Consider the following 18,824-nt stretch of genomic DNA (forward strand, 5'->3'; position numbering starts at 1 on the left):
CGGACGGCGCCGGGGGGTTCCGGCGGCAAAAGCGCTTGCGGACCGCGTCAGGGCCGCGCGACCCTGCCTCCCATGCCCTCCGCGCCGCCCGCCGGCCCCCTCGTGACCCGCCCTTCGCTCGCCGCCGACCTCCGCTCGCTGGGCGTCCGGACGGGCGACGTCCTCCTGGTCCACAGTTCCCTCAGCTCACTCGGCCGGGTGAACGGCGGCGCGGTGGCCGTCGTGCGGGCGCTGCGGGACGCGCTCGGCCCCGCGGGGACCCTGGTGGTCCCCACGCAGACCAGCGGGCTCTCCGACCCCGCGCACTGGGAGAACCCGCCGGTGCCCCGGGAGTGGTGGGGGACCGTACGCGCCACGATGCCCGCCTTCGACCCGGCGACCACGCCCTCCGCGTACATGGGAGTGATCGCGGAGACGGTCCGCACCTGGCCCGGCGCGCGGCGCAGCGCCCACCCGCAGACCTCCTTCGCCGCCCTCGGCCCGCGCGCCGGGGAGATCACGGAGGGGCACGCCCCGGACTGCGCGCTCGGCGACCGCAGCCCGCCGGCCCGGCTGGAGGGGCTCGGCGCGCGCGTCCTGCTGCTGGGCGCCGACTACGGCTCCTGCACCGCCTTCCACCTGGCCGAGTACCGGGTGCCCTCCCCGGTCGTCCGGACGCGGGGGCGGCCCGGGCCCGACGGATGGGAGGAGGTGACCGACGTCCTGCTCGACCCGGACGACTTCGACCGGCTCGGCGCGGCGTTCGAGACCGAGCGGGCCGCCCTCGTCGCCCGGGGCTCCGCGGGGGCGGCCGGGCTGCGGCTGTTCCCGCTCGCGGAGGCGGTCGCCTTCACGGAGGGCTGGCTGCGGGAGCACCGCCCGCTTCCCGCCGGCTGAGGGCCACCCGGCGGCGGGACGGGCGCCGCGCGAACCTAGACTCGGGTCCCATGCACAGCAAACCCGCGGTCCCGGTCGTCCACGTCCAGGGCCTGGTGAAGCGGTACGGGGCGAAGACCGCGGTGAACGGCCTCGATCTGGTGGCCCGGGCGGGCATCACCGCCGTCCTGGGCCCCAACGGCGCCGGCAAGACCACCACCGTCGAGACCTGCGAGGGCTACCGCCGCCCCGACGCCGGCACGGTCCGCGTCCTGGGCCTCGACCCGGTCCGCGACGCCGCCGCGCTGCGCCCGCGGATCGGCGTGATGCTCCAGTCCGGCGGCGTCTACTCCGGCGCCCGCGCCGAGGAGATGCTCCGCCACGTGGCGAAGCTCCACGCCCATCCGCTGGACGTCGACGCGCTGATCGAGCGGCTCGGCCTCGGCTCCTGCGGCCGCACCCCGTACCGGCGCCTCTCCGGCGGCCAGCAGCAGCGGCTCGCCCTGGCCATGGCGGTCGTCGGCCGCCCCGAGCTGGTCTTCCTGGACGAGCCGACGGCCGGCCTCGACCCGCAGGCCCGCCGCGCCACCTGGGAACTGGTCCGCGACCTGCGCGACGACGGCGTGTCGGTCATCCTCACCACCCACCACATGGACGAGGCGGAGCAGCTCGCCGACGACGTCGCCATCGTCGACGCCGGCACGGTGATCGCCCAGGGCTCCCCCGAGCAGCTGTGCCGCGGCGGGGCCGAGAACACCCTGCGCTTCTCCGGCCGCCCCGGCCTGGACGTGGGCTCGCTCCTCAAGGCGCTGCCCTCCGACGCCACCGCGGCGGAGATCGTGCCCGGCTCCTACCGGGTCACCGGCGACGTCGGCCCGCAGCTGCTGGCCACGGTCACCTCCTGGTGCGCGCAGCACGGCGTGATGCCGGAACGCATCGCCGTCGAGCGGCACACGCTCGAGGACGTCTTCCTGGAACTCACCGGCAAGGAGCTGCGCTCATGACCGCCACCGGGACCTACTCCCCCGCGCCGGGCGCGGCCCCGCTGGGGCGGATGATCGCCGCGCAGGCCGCCCTGGAGACCCGGATGCTGCTGCGCAACGGCGAGCAGCTGCTGCTCACCGTGGTCATCCCGACGCTGCTGCTGGTGCTGTTCAGCTCCGTCGACATCGTCGACACCGGGGAGGGCCGGGCCGTCGACTTCCTCGCGCCGGGCGTGCTGGCGCTCGCGGTGATGTCGACGGCGTTCACCGGGCAGGCCATCGCCACCGGCTTCGAGCGCCGCTACGGCGTCCTCAAGCGGCTGGCCGCCTCGCCGCTGCCCCGCTGGGGGCTGATGACCGCCAAGACCCTCTCCGTGCTGGTGACCGAGGTCCTGCAGATCGTGCTGCTCACCGTGATCGCGTTCGCGCTGGGCTGGTCGCCCCGGGGCAACCCGCTGACCGTGCTGCTCCTGCTGGTCCTCGGCACGGCCGCCTTCTCCGGGCTGGGCCTGCTGATGGCCGGCACGCTGAAGGCCGAGGCCACGCTGGCCGCGGCGAACCTGGTCTTCCTGCTGCTGCTGGTCGGCGGCGGCGTGGTGGTGCCGCTGGACAAGTTCCCCGAGGCGGCGCAGGCGGTGCTGGGGCTGCTGCCCATCTCGGCGCTCTCCGGAGGGCTGCGGGACGTGCTGCAGGACGGGGCGGGCGTGCCGTGGGCCGACCTCGGCGTCCTGGCCGCCTGGGCGGCCGCGGGGCTCGCCGCGGCGGGGCGCTTCTTCCGCTGGGAGTAACGTCACAGGGCGCACGGCACCCCCTCGTGAAACCGTGCACAAGCCCGGCCCTACGATGGTTCCCGTGCCGAACGAGATGCCTCGCGGGGCCGCCGCAGCGGTCCGCAACCCCCTTGCCTTCATCGCCGCCCGCTGGACCCCGGACCCCCGGACGGTCCGCCGTGCGGCGCTCACCGCGCTCGTCATGTCGGTGGTCATCGTGGTCACCGGCGGCGCCGTCCGCCTGACCGGCTCCGGCCTGGGCTGCCCCACGTGGCCCAAGTGCACGGCGGACTCGATCGCCGCGACGCGCGAGATGGGACTGCACGGCGCCATCGAGTTCGGCAACCGGCTGCTGACGTACGTGCTGTGCGCGGCGGTGGGCTGGGCGATCGTCGCGGCCCGGTCCACCAAGCCGTTCCGGCGCGAGCTCACCCGGCTGGGGTGGCTGCAGTTCTGGATCGTGGTGGCCAACGCGCTGCTCGGCGGTGTCGTGGTGCTGGTCGGCCTCAACCCGTACACGGTGGCCGCGCACTTCATGCTGTCGACCGCGCTGATCGCCGCCGCCACGGTGATGTGGCACCGGGCCGGCGAGGGCGACGCCGCGCCGCGGCCACTGGTGGCGCCCTCGCTGCGGCGGCTGACCCTGGCGCTGGTCGTGGTGACCGTGCTGCTGATCGCCGTCGGCACGGTGGTCACGGGTGCGGGCCCGCACGCGGGCGACTCCAGCGACGTGCCGCGGATGCCGTTGGACTGGGAGGCGGTCACGCGGGTGCACGCGGTGCTGGCGTGGCTGACGGTGCTGCTGGCCGTGGCCCTGTGGGTCGGGCTGAAGGTCTTCGACTCGCCGCGGTCGGCGCTGACGCGGACGCGGGACCTGTTCCTGGTCCTGCTGGCGCAGGGGCTGGTCGGGTACGTCCAGTACTTCACGGACCTTCCCGAGGTGCTCGTGGGGCTCCACATGTTCGGCTCCGCGGTGGTGTGGATCTACACCCTCCGGGTCCTCCTGGCCACCCGCGAACGCCCCCTCCCCACCGCTCCCCCGGTTTCCACCACCCCGGAACCCGTCCCCGCCTGACCCACCCCCGGTCCCAGCCTGACCCACCCCCTCTCTCCACCGCCCCCGCCGCACCCCCGCGCCGGGGGCGGCCCCGTTCCCCCGCGCGGATGCCCGGCCCCGCGGAGCGCGCCGCGCCGGGAGGGCGGGCGGGCTCGGGCCGGCACTCCGCGGCGTGCGTACGCGCCGACCTGCGCCCACCCGTGCCGCCCCAGCGGCACGGTGGCCCGCAGGGGAGGGGCCGGTGCCGTGTGCGGGGCGGCGGCCCTCAGGGTGGGGATGCGGCGGAGCCGCCTCGGCCCGGGAGGGGGCGGGAGGCGGCTCCGGTGGTGAGGGGGAGGCGGCGGATCAGGGGTTCTTGGGGCCGCCGAGCTGGATGCCGGCCATGCGGGACCACTCGTACGGCCCCGTCTTCACCTTGGCGGCGAACTCCCCGTCGAACTCCTCGTGCACGGTGACGCCCGCCTTCGCGACGGCCGCCACGGCCACCTCGTACGTGGGCGCGACCAGGTCGCCCCAGTTGCCGTCCTCGCCCACCAGGACGATGCGCGCGCCCTTGCGGCCGAGGTGGGCCACCTGACCCTCCGCGCCCCCGTGCGCCGCGGCGAAGGAACCGATCTGCTTGGCGAGCTTCGCGGCACGCCGCTCACCCCGCGCGTCCGCCGGGGCGGTCGCCTCGTCAACCTGCTGCGTGTCTGCCATGGTCAGGATGCTACCGACGGGTAGCGGACGCGGCGACGCGAGGGGCGGGTGGCGTTGGCCACCCGCCCCTCGCGTCAGGACGGAACCGCGTCCCGGCTCACCTCAGGAAGGGATCCACGGCGACGGCGACGAAGAGGACGGAGACATAGGTGATCGACCAGTGGAACAGCCGCATCTCCTTGAGCTTCGCCCCGGTGACCTCGGCCTTCGCGCGGTTCTGGAGCGCGTGCGCCTCCCACAGCCACCAGCCGCCCGCCGCCAGCGCGACCGCGGTGTAGAACCAGCCGGTGTAGCCGAGCGGCGTCAGCAGCAGCGAGACCGCGACCATCACCCAGCTGTAGAGCACGATCTGCCGGGCGACCACCTTGTTGCTCGCCAGCACCGGCAGCATCGGCACGCCCGCGCGGGCGTAGTCCTCCTTGACCTTCATCGACAGCGGCCAGTAGTGCGGCGGCGTCCAGAAGAAGATGACGAGGAAGAGGATGACCGGTGCCCAGGAGAGCGAGTTGGTCACCGCGGACCAGCCGATCAGCACCGGCATGCAGCCGGCGATGCCGCCCCAGACGATGTTCTGCGCCGTGCGGCGCTTGAGGATCATCGTGTAGACGACGACGTAGAAGAGGAGCGCGCCCAGCGCGAGCCAGGCGGACAGCCAGTTGACCGTGAGCCCGAAGAGCAGGGTGGACCCGACGGCGAGGGCGATGCCGAAGGCGAGGCACTCGCGCGGGGACACCATGCCGGTGACCAGCGGCCGCTGCGAGGTGCGGTCCATCAGCGCGTCGATGTCGCGGTCGTACCACATGTTCAACGCGTTGGCCCCGCCGGCGGAGAGGTATCCGCCGAGGCAGGTCAGCAGGACGAGCGAGAGATCGGGAACGCCCTGCTCCGCCAGGAACATCACCGGCACGGTGGTGATGAGCAGCAGTTCGATGATCCGCGGCTTGGTCAGCGCCACGAACGCCATGGCCCGGGCCCGGAACGGCCGGCGGTGCGGCCTCGGGCTGCTCGTCCCGAATACCGCCGCTGGACGGGATTCAACGGCCGTCACGCACACCCCTGACAGAGACATCCCAGCGAGCCCCCGCCGAATCGGACCTGTCGGAAAGGTCCGGCGAAGGCTCGCGCGTACCACGCCACTCTAGACGTTGCCCAGACCCCGCGATTCGCGGGGGTGCACTCGTGTTGGCCGCACCCTCCGGGGAACCCGTCGCCGGAGGGCGCCGCCCGGGGCGGCCCGGTTCGCGGACGTCCCGGAACGGGCCCCACCGGGCGGACGCGGCCTCGACGGAAACGCCCATGTGAGCGGGCGCGAACGCAGAAGAAGTGGGCTGTGGCCACACTCTGGTCACAAGGGGGAACGCCGTGTTTGCACGGGATAGGCTCGACCCGCCGGCGGCGCGGAACCCGCCGGTGGTACCGGTGAGCGCACACCTCACCGGCTTTCGACATGTGGAGAGGAGCCCTGACCCAGGGTGAGCAACAAGCCGACCACCACAGCCCTCGAGTGGACAGAGCTGGACCGGCGCGCGGTGGACACCGCGCGCATCCTGGCCGCTGACGCCGTACAGAAGGTCGGCAACGGCCATCCCGGTACGGCCATGAGCCTCGCGCCCGCGGCGTACACGCTGTTCCAGAAGGTGATGCGCCACGACCCGTCCGACGCCGACTGGGTGGGGCGCGACCGCTTCGTCCTGTCGGCGGGGCACTCGTCCCTGACCCTCTACACCCAGCTCTACCTGGCCGGCTTCGGCCTGGAGCTGGACGACCTGAAGGCCTTCCGCACCTGGGGCTCCAAGACCCCGGGCCACCCGGAGTACGGCCACACCACGGGCGTGGAGACCACCACCGGCCCGCTGGGCCAGGGCGTCGCCAACGCCGTCGGCATGGCGATGGCCGCCCGCTACGAGCGCGGCCTGTTCGACCCCGAGGCGGCGCCGGGCGAGTCGCCCTTCGACCACTTCGTGTTCGCCATCGCCGGCGACGGCTGCCTCCAGGAGGGCATCGCCGCCGAGGCGTCCTCCATGGCGGGCCACCAGAAGCTCGGCAACCTGGTCCTGCTGTGGGACGACAACCACATCTCGATCGAGGGCGACACCGAGACCGCGGTCTCCGAGGACGTCTGCAAGCGGTACGAGGCGTACGGCTGGCACGTCCAGCGCGTGGAGCCCAAGGAGGACGGAGACCTCGACCCGGCGGCGATCTACGAGGCCGTCCAGGCCGCGAAGGCGGTCACCGACCGGCCGTCGTTCATCGCGATGCGCTCCATCATCGCCTGGCCGGCCCCGAACGCGCAGAACACCGAGGCCGCGCACGGCTCGGCGCTCGGCGACGACGAGGTGGCCGCCACCAAGCGCGTGCTGGGCTTCGACCCGGAGCAGACCTTCGAGGTCTCCGACGAGGTCATCGGCCACACCCGCAAGGCCCTGGACCGCGGCCGCGACGCCCGGGCGGAGTGGGAGAAGCAGTTCCAGGCGTGGCGTCAGGCCAACCCGGAGCGGGCCGCCGAGTTCGACCGGATCGCCGCGGGCGAGCTGCCGGCCGGCTGGGAGGAGAAGCTCCCGGTCTTCGAGGCGGGCACCTCGATCGCGACCCGCGCCGCGTCCGGCAAGGTGCTGCAGGCGCTGGGCTCGGTCGTCCCCGAGCTGTGGGGCGGCTCCGCCGACCTGGCGGGCTCGAACAACACCACCATCGACAAGACCAGCTCGTTCCTCCCCGAGGGCAACCCGCTGCCGGAGGCCGACCCGTACGGCCGGACCATCCACTTCGGCATCCGCGAGCACTCCATGGGCGCCGAGATGAACGGCATCGCCCTGCACGGCAACACGCGCGTCTACGGCGGCACCTTCCTGGTGTTCTCCGACTACATGCGCAACGCCGTCCGCCTGTCCGCGCTGATGCACCTGCCGGTGACCTACGTGTGGACGCACGACTCGATCGGTCTCGGCGAGGACGGCCCGACCCACCAGCCGGTGGAGCACCTGGCCTCGCTGCGCGCCATCCCGGGCCTGAACATCGTGCGCCCGGCCGACGCCAACGAGACCGCGATCGCCTGGCGCGAGATCATGCGCCGCTGGACCAAGGAGTTCGGCAAGGGCGCCCCGCACGGTCTGGCGCTCACCCGCCAGGGCGTGCCGGTCTACGAGGCGAACGAGGACGCCGCGCGCGGCGGCTACGTCCTGCGCGAGGCGGACGGTGGCGAGCCGCAGGTGATCCTGATCGCGACCGGCTCCGAGGTGCACCTCGCCGTCGAGGCGCGGGAGGCCCTGCAGGCCGAGGGCGTCCCCACCCGGGTGGTGTCCATGCCGTCGGTGGAGTGGTTCGACGAGCAGGACCAGGCCTACCGCGACAGCGTCCTCCCGCCGTCGGTGAAGGCGCGCGTCGCCGTGGAGGCCGGCGTCGGCCTCACCTGGCACCGCTTCGTGGGCGACGCCGGCCGGATCGTCTCGCTGGAGCACTTCGGCGCGTCGGCCGACGCGAAGGTCCTGTTCCGCGAGTACGGCTTCACGGCCGAGAACGTGGCCGCCCAGGCCCGGGAATCCCTCGCCGCCACGCAGCGCTGACGCTGCTACACGACCAGTAGGAGATGCAAGACACATGACAGACGCACTCAAGCGCCTCTCCGACGAGGGTGTGGCGATCTGGCTGGACGACCTGTCCCGCACGCTGATCTCCTCCGGCGCCCTCCAGGAGCTGATCGACGACCAGCACGTGGTGGGCGTCACCACCAACCCCTCGATCTTCCAGAAGGCGATCTCCGAGGGGCACGGCTACGACACCCAGCTCACCGACCTCGCCGCCCGCAAGGTGACGGTCGAGGAGGCGATCCGGATGATCACGACGGCGGACGTCCGCGACGCCGCCGACGTGCTGCGCCCGGTCTTCGACGCCACCGACGGCCGCGACGGCCGGGTCTCCATCGAGGTCGACCCCCGCCTGGCCCACGACGAGCGGGCCACGGTCGCCGAGGCCAAGCAGCTCGCCTGGCTGGTGGACCGACCGAACACCCTGATCAAGATCCCGGCGACGCTGGCGGGCCTGCCCGCGATCACCGAGGTCATCGGCCTGGGCATCAGCGTCAACGTCACGCTGATCTTCTCGCTGGAGCGCTACCGCCAGGTGATGGACGCCTACCTGGCCGGCCTGGAGAAGGCCAAGGAGCGCGGCCTGGACCTGTCGAAGATCCACTCCGTCGCCTCCTTCTTCGTCTCCCGCGTGGACACCGAGATCGACAAGCGGATCGACGCCCTGGGCACCGACGAGGCCAAGGCGCTGCGCGGCAAGGCCGCCCTCGCCAACGCCCGTCTCGCCTACCAGGCGTACGAGGAGGTCTTCTCCTCGGACCGCTGGAACGCCCTGGAGCGCGCCGGCGCCAACCGCCAGCGCCCGCTGTGGGCGTCCACCGGCGTCAAGGACAAGGCGTACAAGGACACCCTGTACGTCGACGACCTGGTCGCGCCGAACACGGTGAACACCATGCCGGGCGGCACGCTGGAGGCCGTGGGCGACCACGGCGAGATCACCGGCGACACGGTCACCGGCACGTACGAGCAGGCCCGCGCCGACCTCGACGCCGTCGAGGCCCTGGGCATCTCGTACGACGAGGTGGTGGAGCTGCTGGAGAAGGAGGGCGTCGACAAGTTCGAGGCCGCCTGGAACGACCTGCTGAACTCGACCAAGGCCGAGCTCGAGCGGCTCGCCCCTGCGGAGGGCTAGGCCTTGTCACCCTCCCCTGTCACCGGAGCCAACCCGCTCCGTGACGCCCTGGACCGACGGCTCCCGCGCATCGCGGGGCCGTCGGGCCTTGTGATCTTCGGCGTCACGGGCGACCTGTCCCGCAAGAAGCTGATGCCGGCGGTGTACGACCTCGCGAACCGCGGTCTGCTCCCGCCGGGTTTCTCCCTGGTGGGCTTCGCCCGCCGTGAGTGGGCGGACGAGGACTTCGCCCAGGTGGTCCACGACGCGGTCAAGGAGCACGCCCGCACGCCGTTCCGCGAGGAGGTCTGGCAGCAGCTCGCCCAGGGCATGCGCTTCGTCCAGGGCTCCTTCGACGACGACGCGTCCTTCGAGTCGCTGCGCTCCACCATCGAGGAGCTGAACCGCGCCCAGGGCACGGGCGGCAACTTCGCCTTCTACCTGTCCGTCCCGCCCGGCTCGTTCCCGGTGGTCATCCAGCAGCTCAAGAAGCACGGGCTGGCCGACCAGAAGGACGGCTCCTGGCGCCGCGCGGTGATCGAGAAGCCGTTCGGCCACGACCTGAAGTCGGCCGAGGAGCTGAACTCCCTGGTCCACGAGGTGTTCCAGCCGGAGCAGGTCTTCCGCATCGACCACTACCTCGGCAAGGAGACCGTCCAGAACATCCTGGCGCTCCGCTTCGCCAACCAGATGTTCGAGCCGCTGTGGAACCGGTCGTACGTCGACCACGTCCAGATCACCATGGCCGAGGACATCGGCATCGGCGGCCGGGCCGGCTACTACGACGGCATCGGCGCGGCCCGGGACGTCATCCAGAACCACCTGCTGCAGCTCCTCGCCCTCACGGCGATGGAGGAGCCCGCCTCCTTCGACGCGGACGCGCTCGCCGCGGAGAAGACCAAGGTGCTGGGCGCGGTGCGGCTCCCGTCCGACCTGGGGGCCTCCACGGTGCGCGCCCAGTACACGGCGGGCTGGCAGGGCGGCGCGAAGGCCGTCGGCTACCTGGAGGAGGAGGGCATCGACCCGTCCTCCCGGACCGACACCTACGCCGCGATCAAGCTGGAGATAGACAACCGCCGCTGGGCGGGCGTCCCCTTCTACCTGCGCACCGGCAAGCGGCTGGGACGCCGGGTCACCGAGATCGCGGTGGTGTTCCAGCGCGCCCCGCACTCCCCCTTCGGCCATACGGCCACCGAGGAGCTGGGGCAGAACGCCATGGTGATCCGGGTGCAGCCGGACGAGGGCATGACGGTCCGGTTCGGCTCGAAGGTGCCGGGCACCTCCATGGAGATCCGGGACGTCTCGATGGACTTCGCCTACGGCGAGTCGTTCACCGAGTCCAGCCCGGAGGCCTACGAGCGGCTGATCCTCGACGTGCTGCTCGGCGACGCCAACCTCTTCCCGCGCACGGAGGAGGTGGAGCTCTCCTGGAAGATCCTCGACCCGATCGAGCAGTTCTGGGACGCCCACGGCGCGCCCGCCCAATATCCGGCCGGAACCTGGGGACCCGCAGAAGCGGACGAGATGCTCGCACGAGACGGACGGAGCTGGCGCCGGCCATGAAGATCGACCTCACCGACACCACGGCCAGCAAGATCAACAAGGCACTGGTCCAGGGGCGCCGCGCGCTCGGCGCCCCCGCCGTCGGCATGGTGCTCACCCTGGTCGTCGTCACCGACGAGGAGAACGCCTACGACGCCATGAAGGCGGCGGCGGAGGCGTCGCACGAGCACCCCTCACGGCTGCTGGTCGTCATCAAGCGCCACGCCCGCTCCCCCCGCGACCGCACCCAGTCCCGCCTCGACGCCGAGGTGCGGGTGGGCGCGGACGCCGGGGCCGGCGAGACGGTGGTGCTGCGGCTCTACGGCGAGGTGGTCAACCACGCCCAGTCGGTGGTCCTGCCGCTGCTGCTGCCGGACGCCCCGGTGGTGGTCTGGTGGCCGGTCAACGCTCCGCTGGACCCGGCGAAGGACCCGCTGGGCGCGCTCGCCCAGCGCCGGGTGACGGACACCTACGCGGCCGAGGACCCGGTCGGCGAGCTGCGCGCGCTGGCCGACGCCTACACGCCCGGCGACACCGACCTGTCGTGGACCCGGATCACCCCGTGGCGGTCGATGCTGGCCGCCGCGCTCGACCAGGTGGTCTGCGAGGTCAAGGCCGTCGAGGTCGAGGGCGAGGAGTTCAACCCGAGCTGCGAACTGCTGGCCATGTGGCTCGCCGACCGGCTCGACGTGCCGGTGCGCCGCACGCGGTCCGCGGGGCCCGGTCTGACCGGGGTGCGGATGGACACCACCTGCGGCCGGATCACCCTCGACCGGGCCGACGGCACCCTGGCCACCCTCGCCATCGAGGGCCAGCCGGACCGCCAGGTCGCCCTCAAGCGGCGCGAGACCTCGGAGCTGATCGCCGAGGAACTGCGCCGGCTGGACCCGGACGAGACGTACGCGTCCACCCTCCAGTACGGGGTGGACCGGCTGTACGCGGGGGCGGACGCCGCCGAGACCTTCGCGGACGCGTCCGCGGACGCGTCCGGCGCCGAGGATGCCTCCGGGGCCGAGGCCTCCGCCGGTCCGGAGGAGGCGTCGGAGCCCGTCGCCGAGGCCGTGCCGGTGCCGGAGGAGGACGTCGCGAAGGGGCCCGCCAAGCGGGCCGCGAAGCGGGGTCCCGCCGTGAAGCGGGCGGCGGCCAAGTGAGCGGGGGCGAGGCGCGGCTGCTGGTCCACCGCGACAAGGATCTGATGGCCCGGGCCACGGCCGCGCGGCTGATCACCGCGGTGGTCGACGCGCAGGCCGAGCGGGGCCACGCCTCCGTGGTCCTCACCGGCGGCCGCAACGGCAACGGGCTGCTGGCCGCGCTGGCCGGGTCGCCGGCGCGGGACGCCGTCGACTGGGCCCGCCTGGACCTGTGGTGGGGCGACGAGCGGTACCTGCCGGCCGGGCATCCGGACCGCAACGTCACGCAGGCCCGCGAGGCCCTGCTGGACGCCGTGCCGGTGGACCCCGCCCGGGTGCACGCGATGCCGGCCTCCGACGGGCCGCACGGTGACGACGTCGAGGCGGCCGCGGTCGCCTACGCGCGGGAGCTGGCGCTGGCCGCCGGGGACGGCGCGGCGGTGCCGGAGTTCGACGTGCTGATGCTGGGCGTCGGGCCGGACACCCATGTCGCCTCCCTCTTCCCCGGCCTTCCGGGGGTGCGGGAGACGGAGCGGACGGTGGTCGCGGTGCGCGAGGCGCCGAAGCCGCCGCCGGTGCGGGTGTCGCTGACGCTGCCGGCGATCCGGGCGGCGCGTCAGGTGTGGCTCCTCGCGGCGGGCGAGGACAAGGCCGACGCGGTCGCCACGGTGCTGCGGGGGGCTCCCGAGCCCGCCCGGGCGCCCGCGGCCGGGGTCCACGGGCGTGAGGCCACGCTCTGGCTCCTCGACGCGGCGGCGGCGTCCACGCTGTGACCCCGGCCGAAGCCCCCGGCGCCGATCACGGTGCCGGGGGCTTCGCCGTTCCTGCCCCGCCGTGTGCCCGGCCGACCCGCCGGGCACCACGGCCTTCCGGCGGCGGGGCGGGGGTCAGCGCCCCCGCAGCTCCCGGTACCGCGCGACCAGCGCCCGGGTGGACCCGTCCAGCCCCGGCACGTCCGCACCCTCCGTGAGCGCCGGCTCCACCCGCTTGGCGAGGACCTTGCCCAGCTCGACGCCCCACTGGTCGAAGGAGTCGATGTCCCACACCGCGCCCTGCACGAACACCTTGTGCTCGTAGAGCGCCACCAGCTGCCCCAGCACGGACGGCGTCAGCGACTCCGCGAGGATCGTGGTGGTCGGGTGGTTCCCCAGGAACGTCCGGTGCGGCACCAGTTCCTCGGCGACGCCCTCCGCGCGGACCTCGTCCGGCGTCTTGCCGAAGGCCAGGGCCTGCGTCTGCGCGAAGAAGTTGGCCATCAACAGGTCGTGCTGCGCCTCGAGTTCGCGGCTGAGCCCCTCGACCGGCCGGGCGAAGCCGATGAAGTCGGCGGGGATCAGCTTGGTGCCCTGGTGGATCAGCTGGTAGTAGGCGTGCTGCCCGTTGGTGCCGGGCGTGCCCCAGACCACCGGCCCGGTCTGCCACTCCACCGGCCGCCCGTCCCGGGCCACGTACTTGCCGTTGGACTCCATGTCGAGCTGCTGCAGGTACGCCGTGAACTTGGACAGGTAGTGGCTGTACGGCAGGACCGCGTGCGACTGGGCGTCGTGGAAGTTGTTGTACCAGATGCCCAGCAGGCCCAGCAGGAGCGGGGCGTTGGCCTCCGGCGGGGCGGTGCGGAAGTGCTCGTCGACCAGCCGGAAGCCGTCCAGCATCTCGCGGAAGCGGTCCGGGCCGATCGCGATCATCAGCGACAGGCCGATCGCCGAGTCGTAGGAGTAGCGGCCGCCGACCCAGTCCCAGAACGCGAACATGTTCTCGGTGTCGATGCCGAACTCGGCGACCTTGCCGGCGTTGGTGGACAGCGCCACGAAGTGCTTGGCCACCGCCTCCTGGCCGGCGCCCAGCCGCTCCAGCAGCCAGCTGCGCGCCGACGTCGCGTTGGTGACCGTCTCGATCGTGGTGAAGGTCTTGGAGGCGACGATGAACAGCGTCTCCTCCGCGTCCAGCCCCTGCAGCGCCTCGTGGAGGTCGGCGCCGTCGACGTTGGAGACGAACCGGAAGCTCAGCGAGCGGTCCGTGTAGGAGCGCAGCACCTCGTAGGCCATGGCGGGACCGAGGTCGGAGCCGCCGATGCCGATGTTGACGACGTTCCGGATGCGCCGGCCGGTGTGCCCGGTCCAGCCGCCCGAGCGGACCCGCTCGGCGAAGCCGGCCATCTTCTCCAGGACGGTGTGCACCGCGGGCACCACGTTGGCGCCGTCGACCTCGATCGAGGCGTCGCGCGGGGCGCGCAGCGCGGTGTGCAGGACGGCCCGGTCCTCGGTGATGTTGATCTTCTCGCCGCGGAACATGGCGTCGCGCAGGCCGAAGACGTCACGGGCCGCCGCGAGGTCCCGCAGCAGCCGCAGGGTCTCGTCGGTGACCAGGTGCTTGGAGTAGTCGATGTGGAGGTCGCCCACGCGCAGGGTGAAGGCGGTGCCGCGCTCGGGCTCCGCGTCGAACAGTGCGCGCAGCCGCACCTCGCCGAGCGCCTCGCGGTGCTTGGCCAGAGCGTTCCACTCCGGCAGCCGGTTGAGCCTCGGACGGCTCTCTGCGTTCATCGACTCTGCCCTCTTTCGTCCTGCCGGGTCTGCGGGCCGCGTACCCGTGGTGCGGCCTCTGCCAACCTAGTTGATCAGTCCCCACATGGCGCGTTTGTCCACAGGCCGAAATCGCGTCCGGCGGCCCGTCGGACACGGCGGCCGGGAGCGTGCCCGGGCACGCCGAACGGCCGGACGCCCGTTCGGGGTCCGGCCGTTGACGGCGTCTCAGATCTCGCCGCGCAGCTTGGCCAGCGCCTCGGCGAGGATCGCCTCGCCGTCGGCGTCGCTGCGCCGCTCGCGCACGTACGCGAGGTGGGTCTTGTAGGGCTCGGTGCGCGGCGGGTCCGGCGGGTTGTCCCGGTCCTGCCCGGCCGGGAAGCCGCAGCGCGGACAGTCCCAGGTGTCGGGGACCTGCGCGTCACTCGCGAAACTCGGCTGGGTCTCGTGCCCGTTGGAGCACCAGAAGGAGATGCGCAGCCGGGGCGCGGACTCACCGCGCTCGGCCTCGCCCATCGGCCCCGCCCCGACCCGACTTCCTCGGATCGCGTTGCCACTTGCCACGGTCGTAACTCCCTGCGTGATGGTCCGCGAAGCTGGTCGGCGCAGCGCTTCGCCGCGAGCGCCCTCAGTAGGCCCGGTCAGTCTACGTAAGGCCCAACGCGCGTCCAGTGACGGGAGTTGCGGACCCCCGAACGGACGCAGGCCCCATGATAGGCCGCCTCCCAGGAGGCGCACCCGTCATGGGGCCTTGCGCGCGGGGTGGATCCGGATCGTGGCCGTCGTGCCTGTGTCTTTCGGCCGTCGACGGTCGATCAGCGTCGATTTCCGGTCAGTTGCCGACCTTCGTCAGGATGCCGAGCACCACGATGCAGGCGAACCACAGGACACCGACGACCACGGTGATGCGGTCCAGGTTGCGCTCGGCGACCGAGGAGCCGCCGACGGAGGACTGCATACCGCCGCCGAACATGTCGGAGAGGCCGCCGCCCTTGCCCTTGTGCATCAGCACCAGCAGCATCAGCAGCAGGCTGAAGACGATCAGGGCGATCTGGAACCCCATAACCACGGCTGGACCAACTTCCTCGGATTCGGATGGGACGACGGGGCACCGGCGCCCCTGGCGACCCGCGCGCCGCACGCGACACGCTGGTCAGGACACCGGACCCCGCAAGGGTACGACGGATCGCCTCCGCCGCCTACTCGCTCCCGGCAGGCATCACCCACCGGGCACGGCCGGTCACTGGTCGCGGAACCGGACGATCTTCACGAACTCGTCGACGTCCAGCGAGGCGCCGCCGACCAGGGCGCCGTCGATGTCCTGCTTCGCCATGATCTCGGCGACGTTGCCGGACTTCACGGAGCCGCCGTACTGGATGCGGATCTTGTCGGCGACGTCCTGCGAGTACAGCTCGGCCAGCTTGCCGCGGATCGCCCCGCAGACCTCCTGGGCGTCGTCGGCGCCGCAGACCTGGCCGGTGCCGATGGCCCAGACCGGCTCGTAGGCGACGACGACGGTCTCGGCCTGCTCGGCCGGGACGTCCTTGAGGCCGCCCTCGACCTGCGCGAGGGTGTGCTCGACGTGCCGGCCGGCCTGGCGGACCTCGAGCTCCTCGCCGACGCACAGGATCGGCGTCAGCTCGTGCTTGAAGGCGGCCTTGACCTTGGCGTTGACGATCTCGTCGGTCTCGTTGTGGTACTGGCGGCGCTCGGAGTGGCCGACGGCCACGAAAAAGCACTTCAGCTTGGCGAGCATGGCGCCGGAGATCTCGCCGGTGTAGGCGCCGGAGTCGTGCGCGGAGATGTCCTGGGCGCCGTACTTGACCTTGAGCTTGTCGCCGTCGACCAGCGTCTGCACGGAGCGCAGGTCGGTGAAGGGCGGCAGCACGGCGACCTCGACGGCCTCGTAGTCCTTCTCCGCCAGGGCGAAGGCGAGCTTCTGGACGTGGGCGATGGCCTCGAGGTGGTTGAGGTTCATCTTCCAGTTGCCGGCCATCAGCGGCGTGCGGGTGGTCATCGGGTCAGTCCTCCAGTGCGGCGAGGCCGGGGAGCGTCTTGCCCTCGAGGTATTCGAGGGAGGCGCCGCCACCGGTCGAGATGTGGCCGAAAGCGTTCTCGTCGAAGCCAAGCGTACGGACCGCCGCGGCGGAGTCTCCGCCGCCCACCACGGTGAAGCCCTTGGACTCGGTCAGCGCCCGGGCGACGGCCCGGGTGCCCTGGGCGAAGTCGGGGTGCTCGAAGACGCCCATGGGGCCGTTCCAGAACACGGTGGCGGCGTCGGCCAGCTTCTCGGCGTAGAGCTCGCCGCTGCGCGGGCCGATGTCCATGCCCGCCTGGTCGGCCGGCATGGCGTCGGCGGCGACGGTGTCCGGGTTCGCGGGCGCCTTCGTCCTCAGGTCCGGGAACTGAGGGGTGACGAGCGCGTCGACCGGCAGCACGATCTCGACGCCGCTCTTCTCGGCCCGCTCCATGTACTCGGTGACCGTGGCGATCTGGTCCTCCTGCAGGAGGGAGGTGCCGACCTCGTAGCCCTTGGCCTTGAGGAAGGTGAAGGCCATGCCGCCGCCGATCAGGATGCGGTCGGCCTTCCCCAGCAGCCGGTCGATCACGGCCAGCTTGTCGGAGACCTTGGCGCCGCCGAGGACCACCGCGTAGGGGCGGGCCACCTCGTCGGTGAGCTTCTTGAGGACCTCGACCTCGGCGGCGATCAGGTAGCCGGCGTAGTGCGGCAGGCGGGCCGGCAGGTCGAACACCGACGCGTGCTTGCGGTGGACCGCGCCGAAGCCGTCACCGACATAGACGTCCGCGAGGGCGGCCAGGCTGTCGGCGAAGGCGCCGCGCTCGGCGTCGTCCTTCGAGGTCTCGCCGGCGTTGAACCGCAGGTTCTCGATCACGGCGACCTGGCCGTCCCCCAGCCCTTCCACGGCCGCCTGTGCCGACGGGCCGACGGTGTCCTCGGCGAAGGCCACCGGCGCACCCAGCAGCTCGCCCAGCCGCTCGGCGGCGGGCCGCAGTGTGAAGGCGGGGTCCGGGGCGCCCTTGGGACGGCCCAGGTGCGAGGCGACGACCACCTTGGCGCCGGCCTCGGCGAGCGCCTTCACGGTCGGCAGCACGGCCCGGATGCGGCCGTCGTCGGTGATGCGGCCCTCCGCCAGCGGCACGTTGAGGTCGGCACGGACGAACACGCGCCTGCCGTTCACTCCCTCGGCGAGCAGTTCGTCGATCGTCTTCATACAGGGACTCCTCGGTGACTGAGCTGAATCGCACGTGGAGCAGGGCCCGGACGGCGCCGCACTGCGCCGTCCAAGCCCTGCTCGCACATCGGTGGATCTATACGTTACGGCTCGAACTCAGAGCTGGTTGCCCACGAAGACCGTCAGGTCGACCAGGCGGTGGGAGTAGCCCCACTCGTTGTCGTACCAGCCGATGACCTTCACGGACTTGCCCTCCTGGACCATGGTCAGCGAGGAGTCGAAGGTGCAGGAGGCCGGCTGGGAGACGATGTCGGAGGAGACGATCGGGTCCTCGGTGTAGACGACGATGCCCTTGAGGGGACCCTCGGCGGCCTTCTGGAAGACCGCGTTGACCTCTTCCTTCGTGGTCTCGCGGGAGAGCTCCACGACCAGGTCGGTGACCGAGCCGGTGGGGACCGGGACGCGCATCGCGATGCCGTCCAGCTTGCCCTTGAGCTGCGGGAGGACCAGGGCGGTGGCCTTGGCGGCGCCCGTGGTCGTCGGGATGATGTTGACGGCCGCGGCGCGCGCCCGGCGCAGGTCCGAGTGCGGGAAGTCCAGGATCCGCTGGTCGTTGGTGTAGGCGTGGACCGTCGTCATCAGGCCCTTGACGATGCCGAAGTTCTCGTCGAGCACCTTCGCCATCGGCGCCACGCAGTTGGTGGTGCAGGAGGCGTTGGAGATGACGTGGTGGTTCGCCGGGTCGTACTGGTTCTCGTTGACGCCCATCACCACGGTGAGGTCCTCGCCCTTGGCGGGCGCGGAGATCAGCACCTTCTTCGCGCCGCCCTCGAGGTGCTGGGCGGCGGCCTCGCGCTTGGTGAAGATGCCGGTCGACTCGATGACGATGTCGACGCCGAGCTCGCCCCAGGGGATGTCGGCCGGGTTCCGCTCGGAGAGCACCTTGACGGTCCTGCCGCCGACGGTGATCGAGTCCTCGGTGTGGGTGACCTCCTCGGCCAGGCGGCCCAGGACGGTGTCGTACTTGAGCAGGTGTGCGGTGGTCGCGGTGTCACCAAGGTCGTTGACAGCCACGACTTCGACGTCCGCACCCTGGTCGAGCAGAGCCCGGAAGTAGTTGCGACCGATGCGGCCGAAGCCGTTGATGCCTACGCGGATCGTCACGAACCCATCTCCTTGTTGGTGCGCCGGTACGGCAAAGACACCGTCCGGCGAGCTGTATGAGTTGTCCCCGACCGCCTCCGACCCTACCGCTCGCAGGGCGCGGAAGTGACATTGAGATGGCCCATACCCGGCAGCGACCTCCTTACCCACCGGTAGCCGGACGGAACACGCTCTTCCGTGCAGGCGGGCGCACACATGACGACGGGGACGCGGTCGGAA

Annotated in this window: 17 protein-coding genes; 9 read left to right on the plus strand and 8 right to left on the minus strand. The window is 72.2% G+C overall.

Translation table 11 applies throughout. The annotated features are described in order from the left end of the window. Positions 1-72 precede the first annotated feature (72 nt). From ABZ836_RS19310 to ABZ836_RS19325, 4 genes are read left to right on the plus strand one after another with little or no spacing between them, the layout of a single operon-like run. Positions 73-876 carry an AAC(3) family N-acetyltransferase gene (locus ABZ836_RS19310; RefSeq protein WP_361143701.1) on the plus strand — a complete coding sequence of 268 codons (804 nt, stop codon included), beginning with the start codon at positions 73-75 and terminating at the stop codon, positions 874-876. Positions 877-926: 50 nt separating this feature from the next. Next, a complete protein-coding gene (locus ABZ836_RS19315) occupies positions 927-1,859 on the plus strand; it encodes an ABC transporter ATP-binding protein (protein WP_356131057.1) in 933 nt (310 codons plus the stop codon). After that, entirely contained in the window at positions 1,856-2,626 is a 771-nt protein-coding gene (locus ABZ836_RS19320) for an ABC transporter permease (RefSeq protein WP_361143704.1), read from the plus strand. The genes ABZ836_RS19315 and ABZ836_RS19320 overlap by 4 nt, the downstream gene beginning before the upstream one ends. A 55-nt stretch (positions 2,627-2,681) precedes the next feature. Further along, positions 2,682-3,683: a COX15/CtaA family protein gene (locus tag ABZ836_RS19325; protein WP_361143707.1), complete on the plus strand. Its 1,002-nt coding sequence runs from the start codon at positions 2,682-2,684 to the stop codon at positions 3,681-3,683. A 327-nt stretch (positions 3,684-4,010) separates the two neighbouring features. On the opposite strand, the gene ABZ836_RS19330 is transcribed toward ABZ836_RS19325, so the two are convergent. Continuing rightward, positions 4,011-4,364, minus strand: a complete 354-nt coding sequence (locus ABZ836_RS19330; RefSeq protein ID WP_356131051.1) for a hypothetical protein — start codon at positions 4,362-4,364, stop codon at positions 4,011-4,013. A gap of 97 nt (positions 4,365-4,461) precedes the next feature. Beyond that, on the minus strand, positions 4,462-5,418 hold the full coding sequence (locus ABZ836_RS19335; protein WP_356131130.1) for a heme o synthase: 957 nt from the start codon (positions 5,416-5,418) through the stop codon (positions 4,462-4,464). 418 nt (positions 5,419-5,836) lie between these two features. On the opposite strand from ABZ836_RS19335, the gene tkt reads away from it, so the two are divergent. The 5 genes from tkt to pgl are packed head-to-tail and all read left to right on the plus strand — an operon-like array spanning position 5,837 to position 12,501. Then, entirely contained in the window at positions 5,837-7,924 is a 2,088-nt protein-coding gene (gene tkt / locus ABZ836_RS19340; protein WP_361143710.1) for a transketolase, read from the plus strand. Between the two features lie 34 nt (positions 7,925-7,958). Beyond that, a complete protein-coding gene (gene tal / locus ABZ836_RS19345) occupies positions 7,959-9,077 on the plus strand; it encodes a transaldolase (protein WP_361143713.1) in 1,119 nt (372 codons plus the stop codon). Positions 9,078-9,080: 3 nt separating this feature from the next. Further along, positions 9,081-10,619, plus strand: a complete 1,539-nt coding sequence (gene zwf, locus ABZ836_RS19350; RefSeq protein ID WP_356131046.1) for a glucose-6-phosphate dehydrogenase — start codon at positions 9,081-9,083, stop codon at positions 10,617-10,619. Beyond that, a complete protein-coding gene (opcA, locus tag ABZ836_RS19355; RefSeq protein ID WP_356131044.1) occupies positions 10,616-11,749 on the plus strand; it encodes a glucose-6-phosphate dehydrogenase assembly protein OpcA in 1,134 nt (377 codons plus the stop codon). The genes zwf and opcA overlap by 4 nt, the downstream gene beginning before the upstream one ends. After that, complete coding sequence (gene pgl, locus ABZ836_RS19360; RefSeq protein WP_356131042.1) at positions 11,746-12,501, plus strand: 6-phosphogluconolactonase; 756 nt, start codon at positions 11,746-11,748, stop codon at positions 12,499-12,501. The genes opcA and pgl overlap by 4 nt, the downstream gene beginning before the upstream one ends. A 114-nt stretch (positions 12,502-12,615) precedes the next feature. Here the strand turns inward: pgl and pgi are convergent, their stop codons facing one another. The 6 genes from pgi to gap all read right to left on the minus strand — a co-directional run bounded on the left by pgi (position 12,616) and on the right by gap (position 18,605). Continuing rightward, positions 12,616-14,268, minus strand: coding sequence for a glucose-6-phosphate isomerase (gene pgi / locus ABZ836_RS19365; protein ID WP_356131041.1), 1,653 nt, complete (start codon positions 14,266-14,268; stop codon positions 12,616-12,618). 207 nt (positions 14,269-14,475) lie between these two features. Then, a complete protein-coding gene (locus ABZ836_RS19370; protein WP_003957010.1) occupies positions 14,476-14,811 on the minus strand; it encodes an RNA polymerase-binding protein RbpA in 336 nt (111 codons plus the stop codon). Positions 14,812-15,079: 268 nt separating this feature from the next. After that, positions 15,080-15,310, minus strand: a complete 231-nt coding sequence (gene secG, locus ABZ836_RS19375) for a preprotein translocase subunit SecG (RefSeq protein WP_356131039.1) — start codon at positions 15,308-15,310, stop codon at positions 15,080-15,082. 177 nt (positions 15,311-15,487) lie between these two features. Beyond that, complete coding sequence (gene tpiA / locus ABZ836_RS19380; protein WP_361143718.1) at positions 15,488-16,264, minus strand: triose-phosphate isomerase; 777 nt, start codon at positions 16,262-16,264, stop codon at positions 15,488-15,490. Positions 16,265-16,268: 4 nt separating this feature from the next. Further along, positions 16,269-17,480, minus strand: a complete 1,212-nt coding sequence (locus tag ABZ836_RS19385; protein ID WP_356131035.1) for a phosphoglycerate kinase — start codon at positions 17,478-17,480, stop codon at positions 16,269-16,271. A gap of 117 nt (positions 17,481-17,597) precedes the next feature. Beyond that, positions 17,598-18,605 (minus strand): type I glyceraldehyde-3-phosphate dehydrogenase, encoded by a 1,008-nt coding sequence (gene gap, locus ABZ836_RS19390; protein WP_356131034.1) that lies wholly within the window; start codon positions 18,603-18,605, stop codon positions 17,598-17,600. Positions 18,606-18,824: the final 219 nt, after the last annotated feature.

Source organism: Streptomyces sp. NPDC047130 (genome assembly GCF_040643475.1).
In the GTDB taxonomy this organism is placed as follows: Bacteria; Actinomycetota; Actinomycetes; order Streptomycetales; family Streptomycetaceae; genus Streptomyces.